Origin of the sequence: Occallatibacter gabretensis, assembly GCF_001449115.1 — a bacterium.
GTDB classification, from domain to species: Bacteria; Acidobacteriota; Terriglobia; order Terriglobales; family Acidobacteriaceae; genus Telmatobacter; species Telmatobacter gabretensis.
Map to the genome: position 1 here is coordinate 1 of NZ_LAIJ01000002.1, position 17267 is coordinate 17267.

General features: G+C 55.7%; 17 protein-coding genes. 6 read left to right on the plus strand and 11 right to left on the minus strand.

Going from position 1 to position 17267, the window contains the following annotated elements:
• Window positions 1–383: 383 nt before the first annotated feature.
• The 3 genes from VO84_RS01795 (at window position 384) to VO84_RS01805 (ending at window position 3181) form a co-directional block, all read left to right on the plus strand.
• A complete protein-coding gene (locus VO84_RS01795) occupies window positions 384–1211 on the plus strand; it encodes a glycosyltransferase family 2 protein (RefSeq protein ID WP_058185583.1) in 828 nt (275 codons plus the stop codon).
• 121 nt (window positions 1212–1332) lie between these two features.
• On the plus strand, window positions 1333–2286 hold the full coding sequence (locus tag VO84_RS01800) for a UDP-glucuronic acid decarboxylase family protein (protein ID WP_058185584.1): 954 nt from the start codon (window positions 1333–1335) through the stop codon (window positions 2284–2286).
• 37 nt (window positions 2287–2323) lie between these two features.
• Window positions 2324–3181, plus strand: coding sequence for an NAD(+)/NADH kinase (locus VO84_RS01805; RefSeq protein WP_058185585.1), 858 nt, complete (start codon window positions 2324–2326; stop codon window positions 3179–3181).
• A 151-nt stretch (window positions 3182–3332) separates the two neighbouring features.
• Here the strand turns inward: VO84_RS01805 and VO84_RS01810 are convergent, their stop codons facing one another.
• The 7 genes from VO84_RS01810 to VO84_RS01840 all read right to left on the minus strand — a co-directional run bounded on the left by VO84_RS01810 (window position 3333) and on the right by VO84_RS01840 (window position 8569).
• Window positions 3333–3635, minus strand: a complete 303-nt coding sequence (locus VO84_RS01810) for a hypothetical protein (RefSeq protein WP_058185586.1) — start codon at window positions 3633–3635, stop codon at window positions 3333–3335.
• 377 nt (window positions 3636–4012) lie between these two features.
• Complete coding sequence (locus VO84_RS01815) at window positions 4013–4498, minus strand: DUF6790 family protein (protein ID WP_058185587.1); 486 nt, start codon at window positions 4496–4498, stop codon at window positions 4013–4015.
• Between the two features lie 159 nt (window positions 4499–4657).
• Window positions 4658–5614 (minus strand): FRG domain-containing protein, encoded by a 957-nt coding sequence (locus tag VO84_RS01820; protein ID WP_058185588.1) that lies wholly within the window; start codon window positions 5612–5614, stop codon window positions 4658–4660.
• A 388-nt stretch (window positions 5615–6002) separates the two neighbouring features.
• A complete protein-coding gene (locus tag VO84_RS01825) occupies window positions 6003–6437 on the minus strand; it encodes a DUF1801 domain-containing protein (protein ID WP_058185589.1) in 435 nt (144 codons plus the stop codon).
• A 137-nt stretch (window positions 6438–6574) separates the two neighbouring features.
• Entirely contained in the window at window positions 6575–7207 is a 633-nt protein-coding gene (locus VO84_RS01830; protein WP_197413862.1) for a Pr6Pr family membrane protein, read from the minus strand.
• 191 nt (window positions 7208–7398) lie between these two features.
• A complete protein-coding gene (locus tag VO84_RS01835) occupies window positions 7399–7854 on the minus strand; it encodes a DUF4760 domain-containing protein (RefSeq protein ID WP_058185591.1) in 456 nt (151 codons plus the stop codon).
• Between the two features lie 139 nt (window positions 7855–7993).
• On the minus strand, window positions 7994–8569 hold the full coding sequence (locus tag VO84_RS01840; protein ID WP_058185592.1) for a DUF4136 domain-containing protein: 576 nt from the start codon (window positions 8567–8569) through the stop codon (window positions 7994–7996).
• A gap of 202 nt (window positions 8570–8771) precedes the next feature.
• Here VO84_RS01840 and VO84_RS01845 point away from each other — a divergent pair, with 202 nt between their 5' ends.
• Window positions 8772–10628, plus strand: a complete 1857-nt coding sequence (locus VO84_RS01845; protein WP_058185593.1) for a VWA domain-containing protein — start codon at window positions 8772–8774, stop codon at window positions 10626–10628.
• Between the two features lie 112 nt (window positions 10629–10740).
• Here the strand turns inward: VO84_RS01845 and VO84_RS01850 are convergent, their stop codons facing one another.
• The 4 genes from VO84_RS01850 to VO84_RS01865 all read right to left on the minus strand — a co-directional run bounded on the left by VO84_RS01850 (window position 10741) and on the right by VO84_RS01865 (window position 16660).
• The gene (locus tag VO84_RS01850) at window positions 10741–11379 is read right to left on the minus strand and encodes a hypothetical protein (RefSeq protein WP_058185594.1); all 639 of its coding nucleotides are present in this window, start codon (window positions 11377–11379) and stop codon (window positions 10741–10743) included.
• Complete coding sequence (locus tag VO84_RS01855; RefSeq protein WP_058185595.1) at window positions 11376–13277, minus strand: ATP-binding protein; 1902 nt, start codon at window positions 13275–13277, stop codon at window positions 11376–11378. Before VO84_RS01855 ends, VO84_RS01850 begins: the two co-directional genes overlap by 4 nt.
• A gap of 11 nt (window positions 13278–13288) precedes the next feature.
• On the minus strand, window positions 13289–14695 hold the full coding sequence (locus VO84_RS01860; protein WP_058185596.1) for a sigma-54-dependent transcriptional regulator: 1407 nt from the start codon (window positions 14693–14695) through the stop codon (window positions 13289–13291).
• A gap of 69 nt (window positions 14696–14764) precedes the next feature.
• Window positions 14765–16660 carry a glycosyl hydrolase gene (locus tag VO84_RS01865; RefSeq protein ID WP_058185597.1) on the minus strand — a complete coding sequence of 632 codons (1896 nt, stop codon included), beginning with the start codon at window positions 16658–16660 and terminating at the stop codon, window positions 14765–14767.
• 114 nt (window positions 16661–16774) lie between these two features.
• On the opposite strand from VO84_RS01865, the gene VO84_RS22360 reads away from it, so the two are divergent.
• Together VO84_RS22360 and VO84_RS01870 are read left to right on the plus strand one after the other, a co-directional pair.
• The gene (locus VO84_RS22360) at window positions 16775–16930 is read left to right on the plus strand and encodes a helix-turn-helix domain-containing transcriptional regulator (RefSeq protein WP_157439676.1); all 156 of its coding nucleotides are present in this window, start codon (window positions 16775–16777) and stop codon (window positions 16928–16930) included.
• Window positions 16931–16939: 9 nt separating this feature from the next.
• Window positions 16940–17263, plus strand: coding sequence for a rhodanese-like domain-containing protein (locus VO84_RS01870; RefSeq protein ID WP_058185598.1), 324 nt, complete (start codon window positions 16940–16942; stop codon window positions 17261–17263).
• The last annotated feature ends 4 nt before the right edge of the window (window positions 17264–17267 follow it).

Genomic DNA, 17267 nt, shown 5'->3' on the forward strand with positions numbered 1-17267 from the left:
TTGTAGTTGGGTTCTCTTGCGCTACTACTAATTGCTCTACTACTAGATACTCAGCAATGAATACGATAGAAAATGAAAATCTGAAAGTAAGGTCAGATCAAAAAAATAAATCAAATCAAGTCAATCGATAAGCCAATATCAACAATCAATCCCGGCTAAAAAGGCATATTACTGGCGAAAGATTAGCATAGAAGACGCGGCAGATCAATCGTGCTTCATCATGCGCAGCGACGATTGAGCGAGCATTTCGAGTGTGATACGCTGACTCCAAGACACGAAGTTTCTCGCAGGCTACATACAACTCACACCTCGTTGTCTCAATCGCAGGCTTTGTCGCATTTGGCCGCGACTATGAAGCATAACCCTACGGAATCGGATATTTCATGCAACCTGCAATCATTGTGCTTTCCTTTAATTCAGAGGATACGCTCGGCGCTACCTTAAGCAAGGCACGGGAAATATCGAATGAGATTTTTGTAGTGGATTCGTTTTCCAAGGATGGGACTGTAGTCCTGGCCGAATCATTTGGAGCAAAGGTTGTTCAGCACCCATTCGAGCACTACGGCGCACAGAGAAATTGGGCTATCGATAACCTCGCCATTACGAGTCATTGGCAATTGCATCTGGATGCCGATGAGGTAATGGACGACAAATTAGTGGATGTAATTCGAAAATTACCGGAAGATACCACTATTAACGGTTATTTCATTGCGCGGTATGTGCGTTTTTTAGGCCGGGTGATGCGGCATGGAGCAATGAGCCCGACCTGGCACCTGCGTTTATTTCGCAGTGGCATAGGACGTTGCGAAGAGCGCAGATATGATCAGCATTTTCTTCTTAAGGGCGGCGATACCGCGCAACTGTCGGGGGAGATGATTGACGACATTCGCATGCCGCTCACAGAATGGACGGCCCGGCACAACCGGTGGGCAGACGGCGAAGTGGCTGAGATGTATGCTGCCGAAGATGGAAACAGGGTTGAAGCAGATAAGCAGGGCAATCCGGCCCAGCGCAAGAGATATTGGCGAAAACGATATAATCAGCTTCCACTGTTTGTTCGACCATTTGCTTTATTTTTCTACCGATATTTTTTCCGGTTAGGGTTTCTGGATGGAAAAGAAGGTTTTATTTTTTGGACTTTACAAACTTTCTGGTTCCGTTTTTTGGTGGATGCAAAGATATTTGAGAAACGAAAGGCCTCTGCTCAGTAACTAAGATATGTAGAGCTGAAGGTCAGAAGAAAAATAGGAATTGTTTCGCAGTTATCTTAGCGCGGTGTCATTCAACAGCAGTTCCTATTCTTTACGAATCCCGGAGGATGATCGCTTGAGTATGCACGTACTTATTACAGGAGCCGCGGGGTTTCTGGGTTCCCACCTTAGTGACCGTCTGCTGAGCGAAGGTCATACGGTGATTGGTGTTGATAATTTTTCCACCGGCAACGCTGGCAACCTGGCTCATCTTTCCAACGAGTCTCGCTTCCGCTTTGAAGAGTGGGATATCTGCAAGCCCTTTGACCTGGGTCCTGTCGATTACGTCTTCAATTTCGCTTCTCCGGCCAGCCCTCCGGGATACCTTAAGCTCGGAATCGAAACGCTTCGGGTCGGTTCGATTGGCGTCGAGAATGCATTAGAAGTTGCGTCACGCTATAACGCGGGCTTCCTTCATGCGTCTACTTCGGAATGCTATGGCGATCCGCTTCAGCATCCGCAGTCTGAGAGCTATTGGGGCAATGTGAACCCGGTGGGGCCGCGCTCTGTATACGATGAGTCCAAGCGTTATGCCGAGGCTCTGGTGATGGCATACCATCGCTATCGCGGTGTGAATACACACATGGTGCGGATCTTTAATACTTACGGACCGCGGCTACATCCGGATGATGGGCGAGTGATCTCAAACTTTTTGATGCAGGCGCTGCGCGGCGAACCTCTGACGGTATATGGCGACGGCGGCCAGACTCGCAGCTTCTGTTATGTTGACGATCTGATCGATGGCATTGTGCGTTTGTCGCGCTCCAATGAGGCGCTGCCGGTGAATATCGGCAATCCTAATGAGTTCACCATTCTCGAATGTGCGCAGGCTGTTCTTGAGGTTACGGGATCGAAGAGCGAGTTACGCTTTGAGCCGCTGCCGACTGACGATCCAACTCGCCGCAAGCCGGACATTACCAAGGCTCAGACGATTCTGGGTTGGGAGCCTAAGATTTCTCTCCGAGAAGGACTGGAGAAGTCTTTGGGTTTCTTCAAAAACAAGTTGAGCTCCAGCACCGCGGCGGTAAATCACTAGAAGAAATTCTGTTCTGGTCGATTAAACTGAAGACCGCATGAAGCGCATTGCTATTGTTTGCAAACCGCAGAAGGAAGAGCTCAGCCGTCTGCTGCCTGAGCTGATTGACTGGCTGCGGGATCGAGGGTTTGAGCCGCTGCTGGACCATGAGGCGGCCCGCTACACGGACGCTGCGCCGACAGTAGACCGTTCAGATCTTCCGCAATATGAGCCGCTATTGGTGATTGTGCTTGGCGGCGATGGAACGCTGCTTTCTGTTGCGCGCATTTTTGCGGCTTCCGGTACGCCGCTTCTCAGCGTAAATCTTGGACATCTTGGTTTTCTTACCGAGGTGAGGCTGAGCGAGCTGTACGCAACGCTTGAGGGCTGGTGCGCGAACTGCCATATTATCGAGGCGCGAGCGATGCTCCATGCGGAACTGGTTCGCAAGGGTGAGGCATGTGCGAGCTTTGAGGCGCTGAATGACATCGTGGTTACCAAGGGCGAAATTGCTCGCATGGGCGATTTTGCAGTGGAACTGGATGGGCATTTTGTGGCGCGGTTCCGGGCAGACGGCGTGATTGTTTCGACTTCAACGGGATCGACGGCGTACACGCTGGCTGCGAATGGTCCGATTCTTACGCCGGATGTGGATGCGATGGTGGTAACGCCGATTTGTCCGCATCTGTTGACGCTGAGGCCGATCGTAGTGCGTGGAGATGCTGAGCTGCTGGTGCGGATCGAGGGAATTCCCACGCGTACGCTGCTGACCGTGGACGGGCAGACGGCTGTGGAACTGGAGCGGGACGACGAGGTTCGGTGTGTTAAGTCAAAACACACGGTGAACCTGGTGCGGCTGACTGAAGGTGGGTTCTTTGAAGCACTGCGGAACAAGTTGAGCTGGGGTGAGCGGTAGAGATTTTCGTGAGTTATCCTGTGCAGCACAGATTTTGAAGTGATGTATTTTGTGTTGGTTGTGGGAGTTTGCACAGTTTCTGGAGAAATCTTTATGCGATCTTCATTTCGGGACTGTGCAATTTTGCGTCCTTCGTTTTGCTCCCCGGTGGTCATGCTCCCGTCCCATCGGTTTCCGATGACGATTGGGTGGCGCGCATAAATTCCCGGACGGCCAGGACAGACTGCCAGAGGACGTAGGGGAGGCGGTCTGAACAGGCGGGGTGGTTCTTCAGCATCTCGCGATAGAACTCCGGGGATTCCTCTCGGAGGAAGATGGGAGCGATCCTGTCGGCGTTGTACAGGATGCCGAGGAATTCCGCGAAAACGGTGGCGATGGAGGTTTTGTTTCGTGCAGAGTAGAGGCGAGCTGCCTGATATACGTCGTCCGGGACTTTGACTGTCAAGTTGCGCATGGAAAGGCTCCTTTGAAGCAGAGATCAGATGTCAGAGATCAGAAAAGCAAAAGGCCCGAATCCGGAGGGATTCGGGCCTTGGTTTTTTCTACCTGTAATAAGTATGGCAGATTTGAATAAATAATGTGCAAAGTGCGCGAAGTTTTTTACCTTTTAGAATGAGCGATTTAGAAAATATTTTTCAGAAAAGGGCTTGACAAGATTTCCACAAGCACGCCGCTACCTGCTTGATCAATGCGTGGAACTTCAGCGATCGGGTGCTGCGCTAGCTTCTTCATGGGAACAGTCTGCTTCTCCTTCGGAGCACCTGCTCATTCCATTTGTCGGTACAAATCTTGTTCAATAAGTGCATAGGCGATTTAGCGCGAATGATCCTGTCAGGTGACGTTGCCCTCCCGACGACGGTGATAGAGAGTTAAAGAGAGAATCACGAGCGGCATGATGATTTCGGTGACTAAGAAGATGCCTGAGTTGTTGGAAGCATGATTGTTGTTAAGTGTCATCTGCCGAACGTGCCCGACCGCGTCGCCCAGCAACCAGACTGCGTTTGCGATTGCGGTCGCCAACCAGAAATCGGCCCAAAACTTCAGACACAAAATGCCTAAAACGCCAACGGTGAGGTCGGCCATCCCGACTTCGTATTCGTAAGGGCTTGTTGACCATCCTATGGACGCCGATGTCTCAACGGGACGGAAGACGTGTGCATAGGCGGTGAGCACTCCCATCAGGCCAACATAGAAGAAGAGCAGATACAGCAGGTATGTTCCGGCAATTGCTGGTCCACTGCTCCGGCGTTTGGGTGAGAATGCAAGGTGAACAGATGCGCCCACAACCGCAATCAGAGTAAAGATAACTTGAAACATGCAGCCTCCAGAGAGCTCTTAGATCTATTCCTACAAGCCGACTTTTGAGGACCTATCCGTCTTCGATGAGCGCATCCGCGAGTATGCATCAAGTGGCAAGAGTTGTTGCCATGATTAACTTGATCCCACGTCTTCAAAGGTGAGAATATGGTACAGGGCTCACTTGCGCCTTCCTGTCTTAAGCGCGGATTGTTTCTTAATCTTCACATCCGAGCCATCTGAGATAGTGCATTTCGAAGTGACCGCAAGATCTATTTGCGTCGCTTTGGCCGCCCCGTAGAAGTCGGGATGTAGGGTAGCAGCGGTCACGCTATGCTTGCTGCATAGGTCCATTATTTTAAAGCACTCGCTTTGCGGCAGCGTAATCTTGATCAATCTCTGCTTGCCGTGCACTGTGACAAGATTACGCACGTGTTGATCGAGCAAGTGAGTTCCCTCAAAGCCCTTTCCCATTCGATAAGGCTGCCGCAGCAGCGTAAAGACCCCGCGCTGTGCTGCGATATTCTGATTGCCCGAACTCGGCACCCGAATAAGCTCAACCTGCTTCGGAAGTTCTTGAATATCGAGCGCCCAAACAGCGAGCCGTAACTTGTTCGCAGTTTCAGGTTTCAAGGCTAGTTCTGATGCGGCGAAGAATGCTGCCACGTATGGATCTCTTGTCCAGTCCAAGAGTCGTGTTGGCAGCCCAAAGTGTTGGGCCATTGACATAAGGTCAAAATACTCCTCCAGAGGCCAAGGCGATTCGCGGGACAACGTGGTCTTGCTGAATATTGCGTTTGGTTGATCCAAGTGTTCGCGCTTAAACCTCGTAGTGATGCCCGGGATTTGTAGGCCGGACGAGTCACAATGGTCTGTAAAGGTCTTGAGTGCACCCACCTCTGCGATGATCTGATAATCCGAATTGGAGGGATCGGACTTCATCAATGGTTGCGAGTAAACGGGGTGGTTCTTGCCCCGAAGGATCGATGGTTCGAGATGCCAAGTAGAATCAGCTTGGCCTCGAAAGATCAGCCTTTCACCGGGCCAGAGAATATACCGAAGTGGAGAAAGAAACTCCCAAAACTCGATGGCGCTTTCGGCTTGATAATCCGGAATAATATCGTTTGTCTTATTCATTGAGCCTTGTTGTGACGACAAGTTGGGCGAGTGGGTCACATTTCAGATCTTGTATGTGCTCAGGGCTGCGACGGCGCGAATCAGAGTCGTTCACCGCGTCGGCGTCTAGCCAGATCTCATGATCGGCATTCCAACAACTTTCTCCAAGACTTAGACCTAAGATTGCCCCAAGTTCCTGCCTTTGGCAGGCTAAGATCGGACAATACCATCCCAGCTTCAGAATACTCCCGATAAACGCCGTTAGCGGAAGTGATCTTAGCTACGAGATGGCGACATCTCGGTACTCATCCGAACCTTGATGCTGACGAGTCTGCAATGGCGGGGCCGGGCTGAGAACGGCAGATGTACATCCATTGCCAGGAATGGCAGTTCGTTTACTCAAGTTGAATCAATGTTGAATGCTTGTCTGCCCAATCCCGTACTGTATTGCTGCTTTGAGAACGTCGACTTTTATATCGGCTAATGTTTTGAATTTGATGCAATACCCTGTCACGCTTGCTTTGCCGAGATCGCGTCCAAATGTCTGCGCCAGGTACTTCTTGTCCTCTATTCCCATAATGTAGACGGAAATGCCGGTTGTATTGGCGCTTAAACCTATTTGATAGAACTCCCTGGTTTTTCCATTGGCATATGGAATGGTTTGGAATCCATATCCAATGTTTGGGTTGGAAACGATTTTACCTTTCTCGTCTTTTCCATCTAAGAACCACAACTTACCTGTTGGCATCAATGCCAACAGGATGTCATGTAGCTCTTGCATTTCGCTGCATTTTGGTTCCGGTTGTGTAGCAATGTACTCCTTGATTTGTTTCTGCACCGTCATGTAGATCTCCTTGGTTTAGCGGAAAGCCAGTGTTCGGGGAAACACCGGATTGGAATCGGCCTGGCAGGCAGTGCCGATCGGCGTCGAGCAACCAAGCGAGAGTGTCCACGAGGGGTATCTTAGCCCATGACCAGAGCCTAGCTCCGTTTGACACTTGATTCTGCAGACGGATTCGCCGGGAGCCAATGGTCAAGCGCCTTGAAGATGAGGCCAAGAATCGCTGCTGCTATCAGGACGAGCATGGTGTTCGCTACGGCGGCAGGGTATCCAAGCTTGTCCGGATTGAGAAAAGGGTAGGGATACCAGCCGGTCATTGCGCCGTGTGTGAAGGTGTAGAGGATCCAGAGCACAGGCCAAACAAATGTCAATGCGAGGACCGACCATGTGATGCGCGGGCGCGGTCCGAAGAGCAGCCAACAGAGCGGGGCTATGACTGGAGAGATGTAGTGAAGGCAAACCGTAATTCCGTATGCGAGACCTGTGAGGTGCACTATCTTTGCGAGTACGAATGTGAAAACAAGACCCGTGACTACGATGCTTGTCAATGCATCGAGCCTCAGGATTCGCCGCCATCTGTTGTCACGATCCGGATAGAGGGCGAGGAGTGTTGCATCTATCATGACGAGCAGGTTGCTTTGAATGGTGAAGTAGCTGAAGAAGCGGACGAGTTTGCCGCCGAGACCAAGAGTGGGTTCCAGTATGCCGGAGTTTGCGTCCGCACCACCGGTGATTAGAAGCATCAACTGTGCGATGACGGCGAATGCGATCATTCCCGCTAATGCGGCATTCCAAAGCCGCCCTGTCCGACTAAACCTCGTCATCCTTTGACAGCCCCTTCACATGGTTCTCCCCAATGTATCGCAAGTTTGCGCCATGACGGACTTGAGTAAGCTGTCGATTTGTTACCGGTTTCAAAGTAACGGCGTATCGCTTTAGTGCAGTGGATCGTACTCCTGACTGCTCAGGCATTTGATGGCGGCGTGCGGAGCCGGGCCATTTCTTCGATGTTCTTACGCATGATGACAAGCCGGGAACGGCCCTCGGGTGTTCCTTCGACTACGCGCTCGATGTTCCGCATCCATTCGGGCAGGTTCATCTTTTCGCGAAAGGCGGATAAGTATGGCTGAATCTTTGCGTACTGAAAGTACATTTCCTGGCAGACATCGTAGAGTAGCGCGGGATTAAGAGCGCCGTGGAGTGCGAATGCGGCAACCATGTCCCAGTAGCCATAGACCTGCAGGATGTAGGCTCCATCCTGTTTGCCTGAGGCGACGAGTGCGACCATCTCATCTGCTGAAGCGGGAAGGAATGCGCCGCCGATGTAACTCCGCGCCTGACGCATCACGGGTTCTCGCCGGAGTTCGTAGAGTTTGAGCACGAGCTCTGCCTGCCTGATTGCCATCTCTGTTGATTCCATAGCACCCTCCTTGTCGTTATCGAATGCAGATATAGGAAGGGCCTGATCGATTGAACAGGCCCTTCGGTTTTAGTGAACGAATGTATTTATTGGTATGAACGTATTTAGATAGCACGACTGTAGTTTGTAATTTACCTATTTACTTTCCGGCTTTCGGAAAGTCCTTGAACATGTGGTGGACGTCGCCATCGACCATCCTGGTGTTCTTGTCCGCTTTGGAGGAAAGATCCTCTGTCGACAGGCCTCTCCAGAGCAGTTTCTTAGTGCTGCCGTCGAAGAGATCGATCACGAGGCTCGCAACAGGCTGGTCGACCGTTGCCGTTGTAGAGGTGCCTACACCTAACGAAGGACCAGGCCAGCCGCCTCCCCAACCCCAGCCGCCCCATCCCCATCCCCAACCCCAGCCAGCGCCGAGATTGTCATACATGGTCTGAACTTCCTGCTGGTTATGGATGTTGTCCGTGGCGAAGACGGTGATGGAGCCGCCGCTGGGCTGCAACTGCCATCCTTTGGACTGAAGCTGCTCATCGACTGCCTGCTGGATGCGAGAGACGTAAAACGGGTCGGTGGTCTGCACCTTGCCCCACGAGTAGGTTTTGTACTGCGAGAACTTGATGGTGTGATCGTAGTCGGTGTGCACATCGCCGGCCATGGCGATCATCGAGCTGCCCATCAGGGCGAAGGCCACAAGAATTGACTGCATAAAACGCTTCATAGAACTTCCCATTTCTTCCACCACTGTGGAGATAGATATTGGTGGAGTCTTGCGTGGCGTCTGCTGAAGCTCTCCACTTCTGAATTGACAATAGGCGCACTGAAGAATCGAAACCATAGAGGTCACTACACACATGACCGTGTGGTTCTACACGGGTGGCGGTATAAAGGTAGATAGCTTTTTAGCTTATGAGGTTCGAGGGATGGCTGCTCGCTGCGTGATTGTTCTTTTGTTGATTGCCGGTGGTGCTTCAACAATGACAGGACAGGCTGTGCAGAATACTGCGCCTGCGATGGCCGTGACGCCGCAGGATACGCCTGTGCTGGAGGCACACGCCACCATGGTGCTGGTGGATGTGGTGGTGACTGAGCATGACAAGGCGATTCATGCGATTGATCCGCACCGGTTCCATATCTTTGAGGACGGGCGTGAGCAGGTGGTCAGTTCGTTTGATGAGCATGTGCCCAAGCTGGCAGGAACCGCGGCGAACGCAGCGCAGTCCGCGCGCACCGAGCCAAATGTATACACGAATATTCCGGATGCGCCGCCTTCAACGGCGGTGAATGTGCTGCTGCTGGATGGGTTGAATACTCCGCTTACGAACCAGGTGCAGGTGCGGCAGCAGATGCTGCGATACCTGACGAAGATTGAGCCGGGCACGCAGCTGGCGATCTTTACGCTGGCGTCGCGGCTGCGCATGGTGCAGGGGTTTACAGCAAATGTGGGTGAACTGACGCACGCGATGCAGAGCGGGAAAGCGACTCCGCAGTCGTCCGTGATTCTGGATCCGGCGGGAGATCAGGCGATTGATTCATTCATCGGCGGTATGGCCTCAGTGGGCGCGAGCTCGACGGCACTGAGCGCGATGCAGCAGTTTCAGGCAGACCTGATCTCGTATCAGACTGACCTGCGCGTGAAGATGACGCTGGAGGCGATGCAGCAACTGGCGCGGTATCTGAGCGCTGTGCCTGGCCGGAAGAATCTGATCTGGTTTTCGGGCTCGTTTCCGATCAACATTGCGCCAGATCCCGGTGTGCAAAGCTCATTTGACCCGATGCGGGATTACACGGAAGAAGTGCAGGAGACGAGCCGAATGCTGGCGGCCGCGCGCGTGGCGGTGTATCCCGTGGATGCGCGCGGGCTGATGACGCTGCCGAGTGGCGATGCGTCGCACACACCTTCGACGAATATTTCCAGCGTCACGTCCGGCAGCCCATCCGTCGGGGGCGGAAGGCGAAGCCGTAGCGGAGGCTCGACGACAAGCTCAGTGAATCGACCGAGTGTGGGTAACGACGATGCGAAGTTTCTGCAACAGACGCAGGCTGAGCAGGCCTCCATGCGGGAGATTGCAGAAGACACGGGCGGCAAGGCGTACATGAACACGAATGGGCTGAAGGAGGCTGTCGCAAATGCTGTTGAGAATGGCTCCAGCTATTACACGATTGGGTATGTGCCGCTGAAGAAGGATTTTCATGGAGAGTTTCGCAAGATTCAGGTGCGGCTTGACGGCAGCGACTACAAGCTGGAGTTCCGTACAGGCTACTACACGGATTCGCCGGGCAAACCAGGCCCGCGCGCGATTGAGCAGACAAGCCTGATTAACGCGGTGGCGGTGCATGGCGCGCCACCGGATACAGGCATTCTGTTTAAGGCGCGCATGCTGCCTGCGACAGATTTGTCGCTGAAAGACGCGAAACTTGCGGCGGGGCCGGTGGGCGAGATGTCGGCGCACCTGAAGCAGCCGACAGTGCGCTACGTGGTGGATCTTGCGATTGATCCGCGAGGGATTGTTTTTACGCCGAATGAGAAGGGCGGGCAAGAGGCGAAGATCGAATTGCTGCTGGTGGGCTATAACAGCGAGGGCGGCCGCGTGAATTACCTTGACCGCGGATTCAGTTTGTCGCTGGCTGAGGACCGGTACAGGCAGGCGCTGGCGCATGGATTGCCGATCCGAATGGAGCTTGATATGCCAGCCGGGCCGGGGTTTTTGCGCGCCGCGGTGCATGATCTGACGGCGGGACGTGCGGGGTCGGTGGAGGCAGCGATTCAGGCGAAGTGATACGGGGGGAACGAGGGCGCAGGGAAGATGGTTCACCGAGACGAGCCTATCCATCCCACGGACGAAGACTGTCTGGCGGGCCCGTTACCGTCTGGGTAACCCGAAAATATTCCTATTGGTCTTGCTTGAGCTCGTTCAGGAGAAGCTGGGCTTTTGTGGCGAGGGTATTGGCGCCGTCGAGATCATTGGAGGCGAGAGCGGTGCGAGCCTGCTTGATGTATTCCTTGATCTGGGCAGAGGTCTTCTCTTCTGTGTCGCTGAGCTTGCGATTGAGCGTGTTGAGGCCGTGCTCGGTGCCATTGAGCGAAGAGACCGTTTGCGCACGCAGATCGGCGGGTTCGCCGGAGGATAGCTTGCCGATGGCAGATGTCTCGTCTGGAGTGCCGTTTGCGGCTTGCAGTGTTGGGGGTGGGCTATTCGGCGCAGGCTGGGAAGGCGACGTCGCACCAGGAGCGGAGCTGGAATTGGAGGCCTGTGAAGACGTGCCGTTTGCAGGCTTGGGGACGGGCTTCTTGCGCCTGGGCGGAGGTTTTGGCTGGTCTGTTTGCGAGGCGGTAGCAGGCTGCTCGGGCTGCGCAGGAGTTACCACCGTCGGAGGCAGTTGATCTTTCTGCGCGACGTCAGGCTTGGGGAGAGGAGCGTCTTCGATTGGAGGCGCAAGTGGTAGCTGGTTCGCCGCCTGGTTTTTGTGTACACAGGAAGTAAGAACCAAAGACAACAAGCACGCAATGCGTGTGAGATACAACTTCATTCCGTCCCCTTATGAGGCTCAACGCCTGCGGTTTGCAGACGGTATCGGCCAGTACGTTCAGGGTAGGCCAGCGGAATGCAGAGGCAAAACTCCGTCCCCCGTACTTCTCTTGATTGTACCTCCACACTGCCGTGATGTAACTGGAGGATGCGGTACGTCATAGCAAGACCAATGCCACTGCCTCCGCTCTTGGTAGTGAAGTAGAGGTCGAAAATCTTTTCGCGGATATCGTCAGGAATTCCGACGCCTTCATCCTGCACCCGTATGAGTGCGGTCTTGCGGTCGGATTCGACGACCACGTCGAGTCTGCCGCCCTCCGGCATGGCTTGCGCGCCGTTGAGGATGACGTTGAGGAGCGCCTGCTTGAGCAGGTCGGGGTCACTGTTGACCACAACGGACTTGGGGGGCAGGTGGTTGAGGAGATGGACACCGCGAGTGGATAGTTCGTCGAAGGCCAGGGCGCCGACCTGGGCGACGACGACGCGGAGATCGTTCTCCTGGAGGTGCAGTTCGACGGGACGGGAGAAATCGATGAGGGATTGGACGACGCGATCGAGACGGTGGATTTCCGACTCGATGATGTCGAGGTGACGCATGGCCGGCGGGCTGGTGTCTCCGAGTTTGTTTTTGAGCAGCTCGAGGTGCACGACGATGGCGTTGATGGGGTTCTTGACCTCGTGTGCGACGCCGGAGGTGAGACGGCCGATGGCGGACATGCGGCTGGAAAGCTCAATGCCGGACTCAATGGCTTCGACGGATTCGAGATCCCGGAGGGTTACGAGCGAGCCGAGGCCCTGTGAGGTTTCGTCATCGTGGATGAAATGGACGGAGGCCTGGATGCGGCCGCCTGTCTCAGTGAAGATCTCTTCCTGAATAAGCGCAGTACGGGAGTCAAATGCGTCACGGAGGGTTTTGCCGAGGACGGTGGAGCGGTCGAAGATCTCCGAGGCATGGAGGCCGTGGATGAGGTCGGGATCGACGTGGAGGAAGCGGCGCGCGGCATCTGAGATGAGGACGACGCGGTTGTCGGCAGTGAAGAGAAGCAGGCCATCCTGAAGATTGCCGAGAAGCTGATCGAGATTGCCCTTGAGGTTGGAGAAGACCTCCTGGACATCTCGCATGCGCTGGCCGATACGCTCGATCTGATGAGAGACACGGATGGCAGGATCAACGGGGGTGACGACCTGGGCCTGATCCTCTCCATCTGAGGGCGTGACCCAGTAGTCGAGCTGCATGGAGATTTCTTCAATGGGGCGGAGGGCGAAGTTGCCGAGGAGAAGAGCAACGACGAGTGCCGCGCCGAGGACAAAACCCATGAGATGGCTGGATTCCTTGAGCCAGGGCTTGTAAACGGCGCGGAGGAAGGTGGTACTGACGCCAACATGCACGCTGACGAACGGCCTGTTGTTGCGTTCAAGCGGAACGACGACGTCATAGATCTGGGGAGCGCCGAAGACCACCTGGGCGAGTTGGACGGGACCCGCGTTGAGGAGCTGGTCGTAGTTGGGACGGGCGGGTAGCGGCTTGTCGAGGTTCAGCGGATTCGTGCTGAGAAGAATCTGCCCAGTGTAGTCGCCAATGTTGATGTCATAAACGGTGAATGAGTAACGGTTTACGGAATCAATGACGGCCTGGAGAGGCTGATTGTTGCGGACGGCTTCGAGCGCGAGGTCATGGAGCTGCTCTGGGTGAGCAGGATCGAGGGTGCGGTCTCTGAGGCCGGATTCCAGCGCGTTCTGCAGGGAGAACCGCACCTGTTCGGCGACCATGCGGTTGTTTTCGTGGGACTGCTCGATGGAGGTGTGCAGAATCTGGCTGACGTAGACCAGCGACAGCGTCCCGGCGATACACATCACCAGGGCCGTAATGGCCAGCACAAGTTTGGTCTTCAGGCGCATCGAAAGGGCCTTCAGGCGGATTGAGCCTCGCGGTTTTGACTGTATTCCTTAAGCTTATTGTGCAACGTTTTTAGGCTTACGCCAAGGATCTCCGCGGCACGCGTCTTATTTTGTCCCGTGGCTTCGAGTGTCCGGAGGATGAGGAGGCGTTCAGCTTCATCGACGGTGGTGCCGACGCGGACGGGCACGAGGCTGGAGTCATTGGCTGCGTGCGCAGCCACAGGTGACCTGCCGAAGGCGGGGGGGAGATGACCGGCGTCGAGCGGCGCTCCGTCGGGGCAGAGAATGACGGCACGCTCGATGGTGTTGCGCAACTCGCGGCCGTTGCCGGGCCAGCTCCAGGCCATCATGCGGTCCACGATGGAGGGCGCGAGACCGGAGACTTTGCGCCCGTGCTTCTTGTTCATCTCATCCAGCATGGCCTCCGCCATAGTAGGGAGGTCTTCCATGTGCGAGCGGAGCGGCGGCAGGTGGATGTGGAAGACGTTGAGGCGATAGAAGAGGTCAGAGCGGAGGCTGCTCTGCTCAATGGCCTGTTCGGGGTCGCGGTTGGTGGCAGCCAGAACGCGAACGTCGACGTCGATTTCGGATTTTGCGCCGAGGCGGCGCAACTTGCGTTCTTCGAGGACGCGGAGGAGCTTGGCCTGGGTGCCGATGGGCATTTCGGCGAGTTCATCGAGGAGAAGGGTGCCATTGGAGGCCAGCTCAAAGCAGCCGACGCGGCGCTCGAGTGCTCCGGTGAAGGAGCCTTTTTCATGGCCGAAGATCTCGCTTTCGATGAGGGTTTCCGGAATGGCCGCGCAGTTGACGGCGACGAAAGGCCGCTGCTTGCGCGGACTGAGATCGTGAAGCGTACGGGCGACGAGTTCTTTGCCGGTGCCGCTTTCGCCAGTGATGAGGACGGAGACATTGGATGGGGCGATCTGCTCGATGAGGGTGAAGATTTCCCGCATGGATTTGGAACTGCCGACCATGGAGCCGAGAACACCGGTTTCACGCAGGCGGCGGCGGGCGACTTCGAGCTCGATGGCGGTTTCGCGCTGGCGGGTGGCGTTGCCGAGAATGGCGCGGAGACGCGTGGCGTCAACCGGTTTGAGGACAAAGTCGTATGCCCCGAGCTTCATGGCCTCTACGGCGGTCTGGATGGTGCCCTGGGCAGTGAGCAGGACGACGGCGATGCTGGAATCGACGCCATTGTTGGCGTCGGCGAGGCGGGCTAGCAGGCCCAGACCGTCCAGGCGCGGCATCTTGAGGTCGGTGACGACGATGGCCGGTTCCCAGGCGAGAATTTTTTCCCAACCATCCATGCCGTCAACGGCGGTTTCGGTTCGGTAGCCCCAGCCGGAGATCAGCTCGGCAAGGCCGGTCAGGGCGTGGGGCTCGTCTTCGACGATTAAAACCTTTACTGCATTAGCCATATATAGAACTCAGTGTTTATCTATTATGCACACGCCGGCGGGCATTTTAATATGGCGGCGCTGCGGTGCTCAATCCGTTCCGGCACCGACGTTTCCGGCGGCAAAGAGCTTTTTGAGGGCTTCTGCCTGTGCGGGTGAGCCTTGAACGACGAACCAGGACCACAGCGAATGCGGCCCGAAGGCTTCGGGCGGTGGCGGATTGCCGGTGATTTCAATGCCGATGGGTTTGCCTGCGGTGGATTGCGCAAGGTAGCGATCCATTGGGAAACGGCCATTGAGGGCTGGAGCTTTCATCTGCACGGCATCGACGTAAAGCAGGCCGGGGAAGTAGTCGGAGGGAGTTCCTGCACCGGGCGCGAAGGACGGCGGACCTTGTTGCCAGACCCAGAGAAGATTGCGGATGCCGTCCTGCCGGACGAGGCGGTCAAAAAGCATGCGGTAGAGATGCGCAGAGCCGCGAAAGCCTTTGCGGCCAGCCCACCAGAAGGGTTTTTCTGAAGAGGCCGGGCCCGTGGAGTCAGGATAGGCGTTGAAGAGGACGGGGATGCCGGCCTTCTGAAATTCGCGGAGAGCTTCGGCGGCGGAGTCGACTTGTGCGGTCCAGAGCTTGTTGAGAGCTGTACCGGGCGTGATGAGATCGTTCCATTCGTAATCGGTAAGGGCGGATTTGGCGGGACCGTTGTCCGTGGGGCGCAGTGGAGCGTAGGTGAGGGAGACGGCAGTGTGCCTCTGTTTGACGGAATCGATGATCCCGGCGATTTGAGGCCTCATACCGTCGAAGTCCGCGGCGAGGATAGCAGGGGTGAACCCCGTTGCATCGCCGCGAATTCCACCCAGCGGGGCTTTGCCCGGCGCGGCGGCAAGCTTTGCAAGCAGCCTTCGTGCTTCTGCTGTTGATTCCGGCGAAACCGGTTGGGGAGGCGCGTCGTTGAAGCTCTTCCGCATGGCTTCCATAGCGGGCGCTATGCGTGGGTCGTCGCGGTTGATGGAGACGGGTGAGTGATAGACAGCCTGGATGCGGTCGGCGGGGCTGCTTGATTCGAGCAGACCGGACCATGCCATGAAATAGGTCCACTTTGGCTGTACGGCCAGAACATCCAGAGAGGGAAGGCCGCCGACTTCACCGAGTGCAATGGGCTTGCCGGCAGCAATGCGCAGCATATCGTCGTAATACTCCTGCTTGAACTCGCCGTAGATATCCATGGTGACGACATCAGCGTAGGCTGCGCCAGGGTAGTAGTCCGCGCTGGGACCGGCTGCGCCGCCGGGGGCGTTCACGTTCCAGACCCAGACAAGGTTGTCGAGATGATGCACGTTGACGAAGCGGTCATAGAGCTGGCGATAGAGAGCGGCGGAGCCGTTTGGGCCGGGCCGGTATCCCCACCAGAACCAGTTGCCGTTGACTTCGTGATAGGCACGGAAGAGAACCGGAACATTGGCATCGCGCAGCTGGCGGAGGAAGCCTACGATTACGTCGACCTGCGCGCACCAGCGGTTGTAAATGGGCGTGCCGGGGGTGAGAAGCTGCTGAAACTCGTAGTCGGTGAGCTTGCCTTGCACGGAATCGCGGAAGGTGACGGGCTCATCGTCCGTGGGACGCACGGCATGCCAGGTGAGCGCGATGATGGAGCCGTTTTTGTACTGGCGCTTGATTTCTTCCACGATAGCGGGACGGGCGAGTGTGGAGTCCTTGTCTTCGCCACCGGAGAAGCCGAAGTCCTCGCCGAAGAGGCCGGGATATTTGCCGGTGATGTCGTAGGCGCGGTCGGTCCATTTGGAGCCGTCATTGGGGAAGTTGTGCTGGCCGGTGACGATGCCTTTCCCGGAGATGGAAGAGAGCAGCGCAAGAAGCGCGCGGGCTTCGGGTGTGGCGTGCGGGTTGACGGGCTGCTGGGAGGACGCGAGCGATGAGGCGACGAGGGCGCAGACGGCGACAAGAGAAGCGAGACGCAAAAAACTGGGCATGAGCGATGGAATCCTTCGCGGAAATTATATGGGGCGGGCAGGGACAAAGGAACAAGGGGCAGGGGGCAAAGAAAAATTGCTAGTTGTGCACTACAATTCACAAACGAGGAATCGATGGCTCTTAAAACAATGCGGTGGGACCCGTCCGAATATCTCGACAGTCCGGAGGAGATAGCGGCGTATCTGGAGGCGGCTTTCGAGGATGGCGATTCGGACTTGATTGCAGCGGCGCTTAGTGACATTTCCCGAGCGATCGGTTTGACGCTCTAAACTGAATCCATGCTGGATTACGAGATATCTGCCGCTGAAGCCGCGGAACTGCTGAAGGAAAAGAAGGCCCGTTTCATTGATGTCCGCGAGCCGTGGGAGTTTGCCACGGCGAAGATTGAAGGCTCTGAGCTGATGCCGATGGGCGATGTGCCTTCACGCGCGCACCAGGAGCTGGACCCTGAGGAGCGGCTGGTGGTGCTGTGCCATCACGGGATGCGGAGCATGAATACGACGGTATGGCTGCGGAACCAGGGCTTTGAGCAGGCGCAGAGTCTGCGGGGCGGGATCGATGCGTGGTCGGCGGAAATCGATCCGAAGGTACCGCGGTACTAAAATA

Excerpts from the sequence above, each read along its gene's own strand:
- VO84_RS01840 (WP_058185592.1), bottom strand. The coding sequence starts at position 8,569 with ATGAAGCGTTTTATGCAGTCAATTCTTGTGGCCTTCGCCCTGATGGGC.
- VO84_RS01815 (WP_058185587.1), bottom strand. The coding sequence starts at position 4,498 with ATGTTTCAAGTTATCTTTACTCTGATTGCGGTTGTGGGCGCATCTGTT.
- VO84_RS01865 (WP_058185597.1), bottom strand. The coding sequence starts at position 16,660 with ATGCCCAGTTTTTTGCGTCTCGCTTCTCTTGTCGCCGTCTGCGCCCTC.
- VO84_RS01810 (WP_058185586.1), bottom strand. The coding sequence starts at position 3,635 with ATGCGCAACTTGACAGTCAAAGTCCCGGACGACGTATATCAGGCAGCT.
- VO84_RS01795 (WP_058185583.1), top strand. The coding sequence starts at position 384 with ATGCAACCTGCAATCATTGTGCTTTCCTTTAATTCAGAGGATACGCTC.
- VO84_RS01825 (WP_058185589.1), bottom strand. The coding sequence starts at position 6,437 with ATGACGGTGCAGAAACAAATCAAGGAGTACATTGCTACACAACCGGAA.
- VO84_RS01845 (WP_058185593.1), top strand. The coding sequence starts at position 8,772 with ATGGCTGCTCGCTGCGTGATTGTTCTTTTGTTGATTGCCGGTGGTGCT.
- VO84_RS01830 (WP_197413862.1), bottom strand. The coding sequence starts at position 7,207 with ATGATCGCATTCGCCGTCATCGCACAGTTGATGCTTCTAATCACCGGT.
- VO84_RS01800 (WP_058185584.1), top strand. The coding sequence starts at position 1,333 with ATGCACGTACTTATTACAGGAGCCGCGGGGTTTCTGGGTTCCCACCTT.
- VO84_RS01855 (WP_058185595.1), bottom strand. The coding sequence starts at position 13,277 with ATGCGCCTGAAGACCAAACTTGTGCTGGCCATTACGGCCCTGGTGATG.
- VO84_RS01835 (WP_058185591.1), bottom strand. The coding sequence starts at position 7,854 with ATGGAATCAACAGAGATGGCAATCAGGCAGGCAGAGCTCGTGCTCAAA.
- VO84_RS01870 (WP_058185598.1), top strand. The coding sequence starts at position 16,940 with ATGCTGGATTACGAGATATCTGCCGCTGAAGCCGCGGAACTGCTGAAG.
- VO84_RS01820 (WP_058185588.1), bottom strand. The coding sequence starts at position 5,614 with ATGAATAAGACAAACGATATTATTCCGGATTATCAAGCCGAAAGCGCC.
- VO84_RS01860 (WP_058185596.1), bottom strand. The coding sequence starts at position 14,695 with ATGGCTAATGCAGTAAAGGTTTTAATCGTCGAAGACGAGCCCCACGCC.
- VO84_RS01850 (WP_058185594.1), bottom strand. The coding sequence starts at position 11,379 with ATGAAGTTGTATCTCACACGCATTGCGTGCTTGTTGTCTTTGGTTCTT.
- VO84_RS22360 (WP_157439676.1), top strand. The coding sequence starts at position 16,775 with ATGGCTCTTAAAACAATGCGGTGGGACCCGTCCGAATATCTCGACAGT.
- VO84_RS01805 (WP_058185585.1), top strand. The coding sequence starts at position 2,324 with ATGAAGCGCATTGCTATTGTTTGCAAACCGCAGAAGGAAGAGCTCAGC.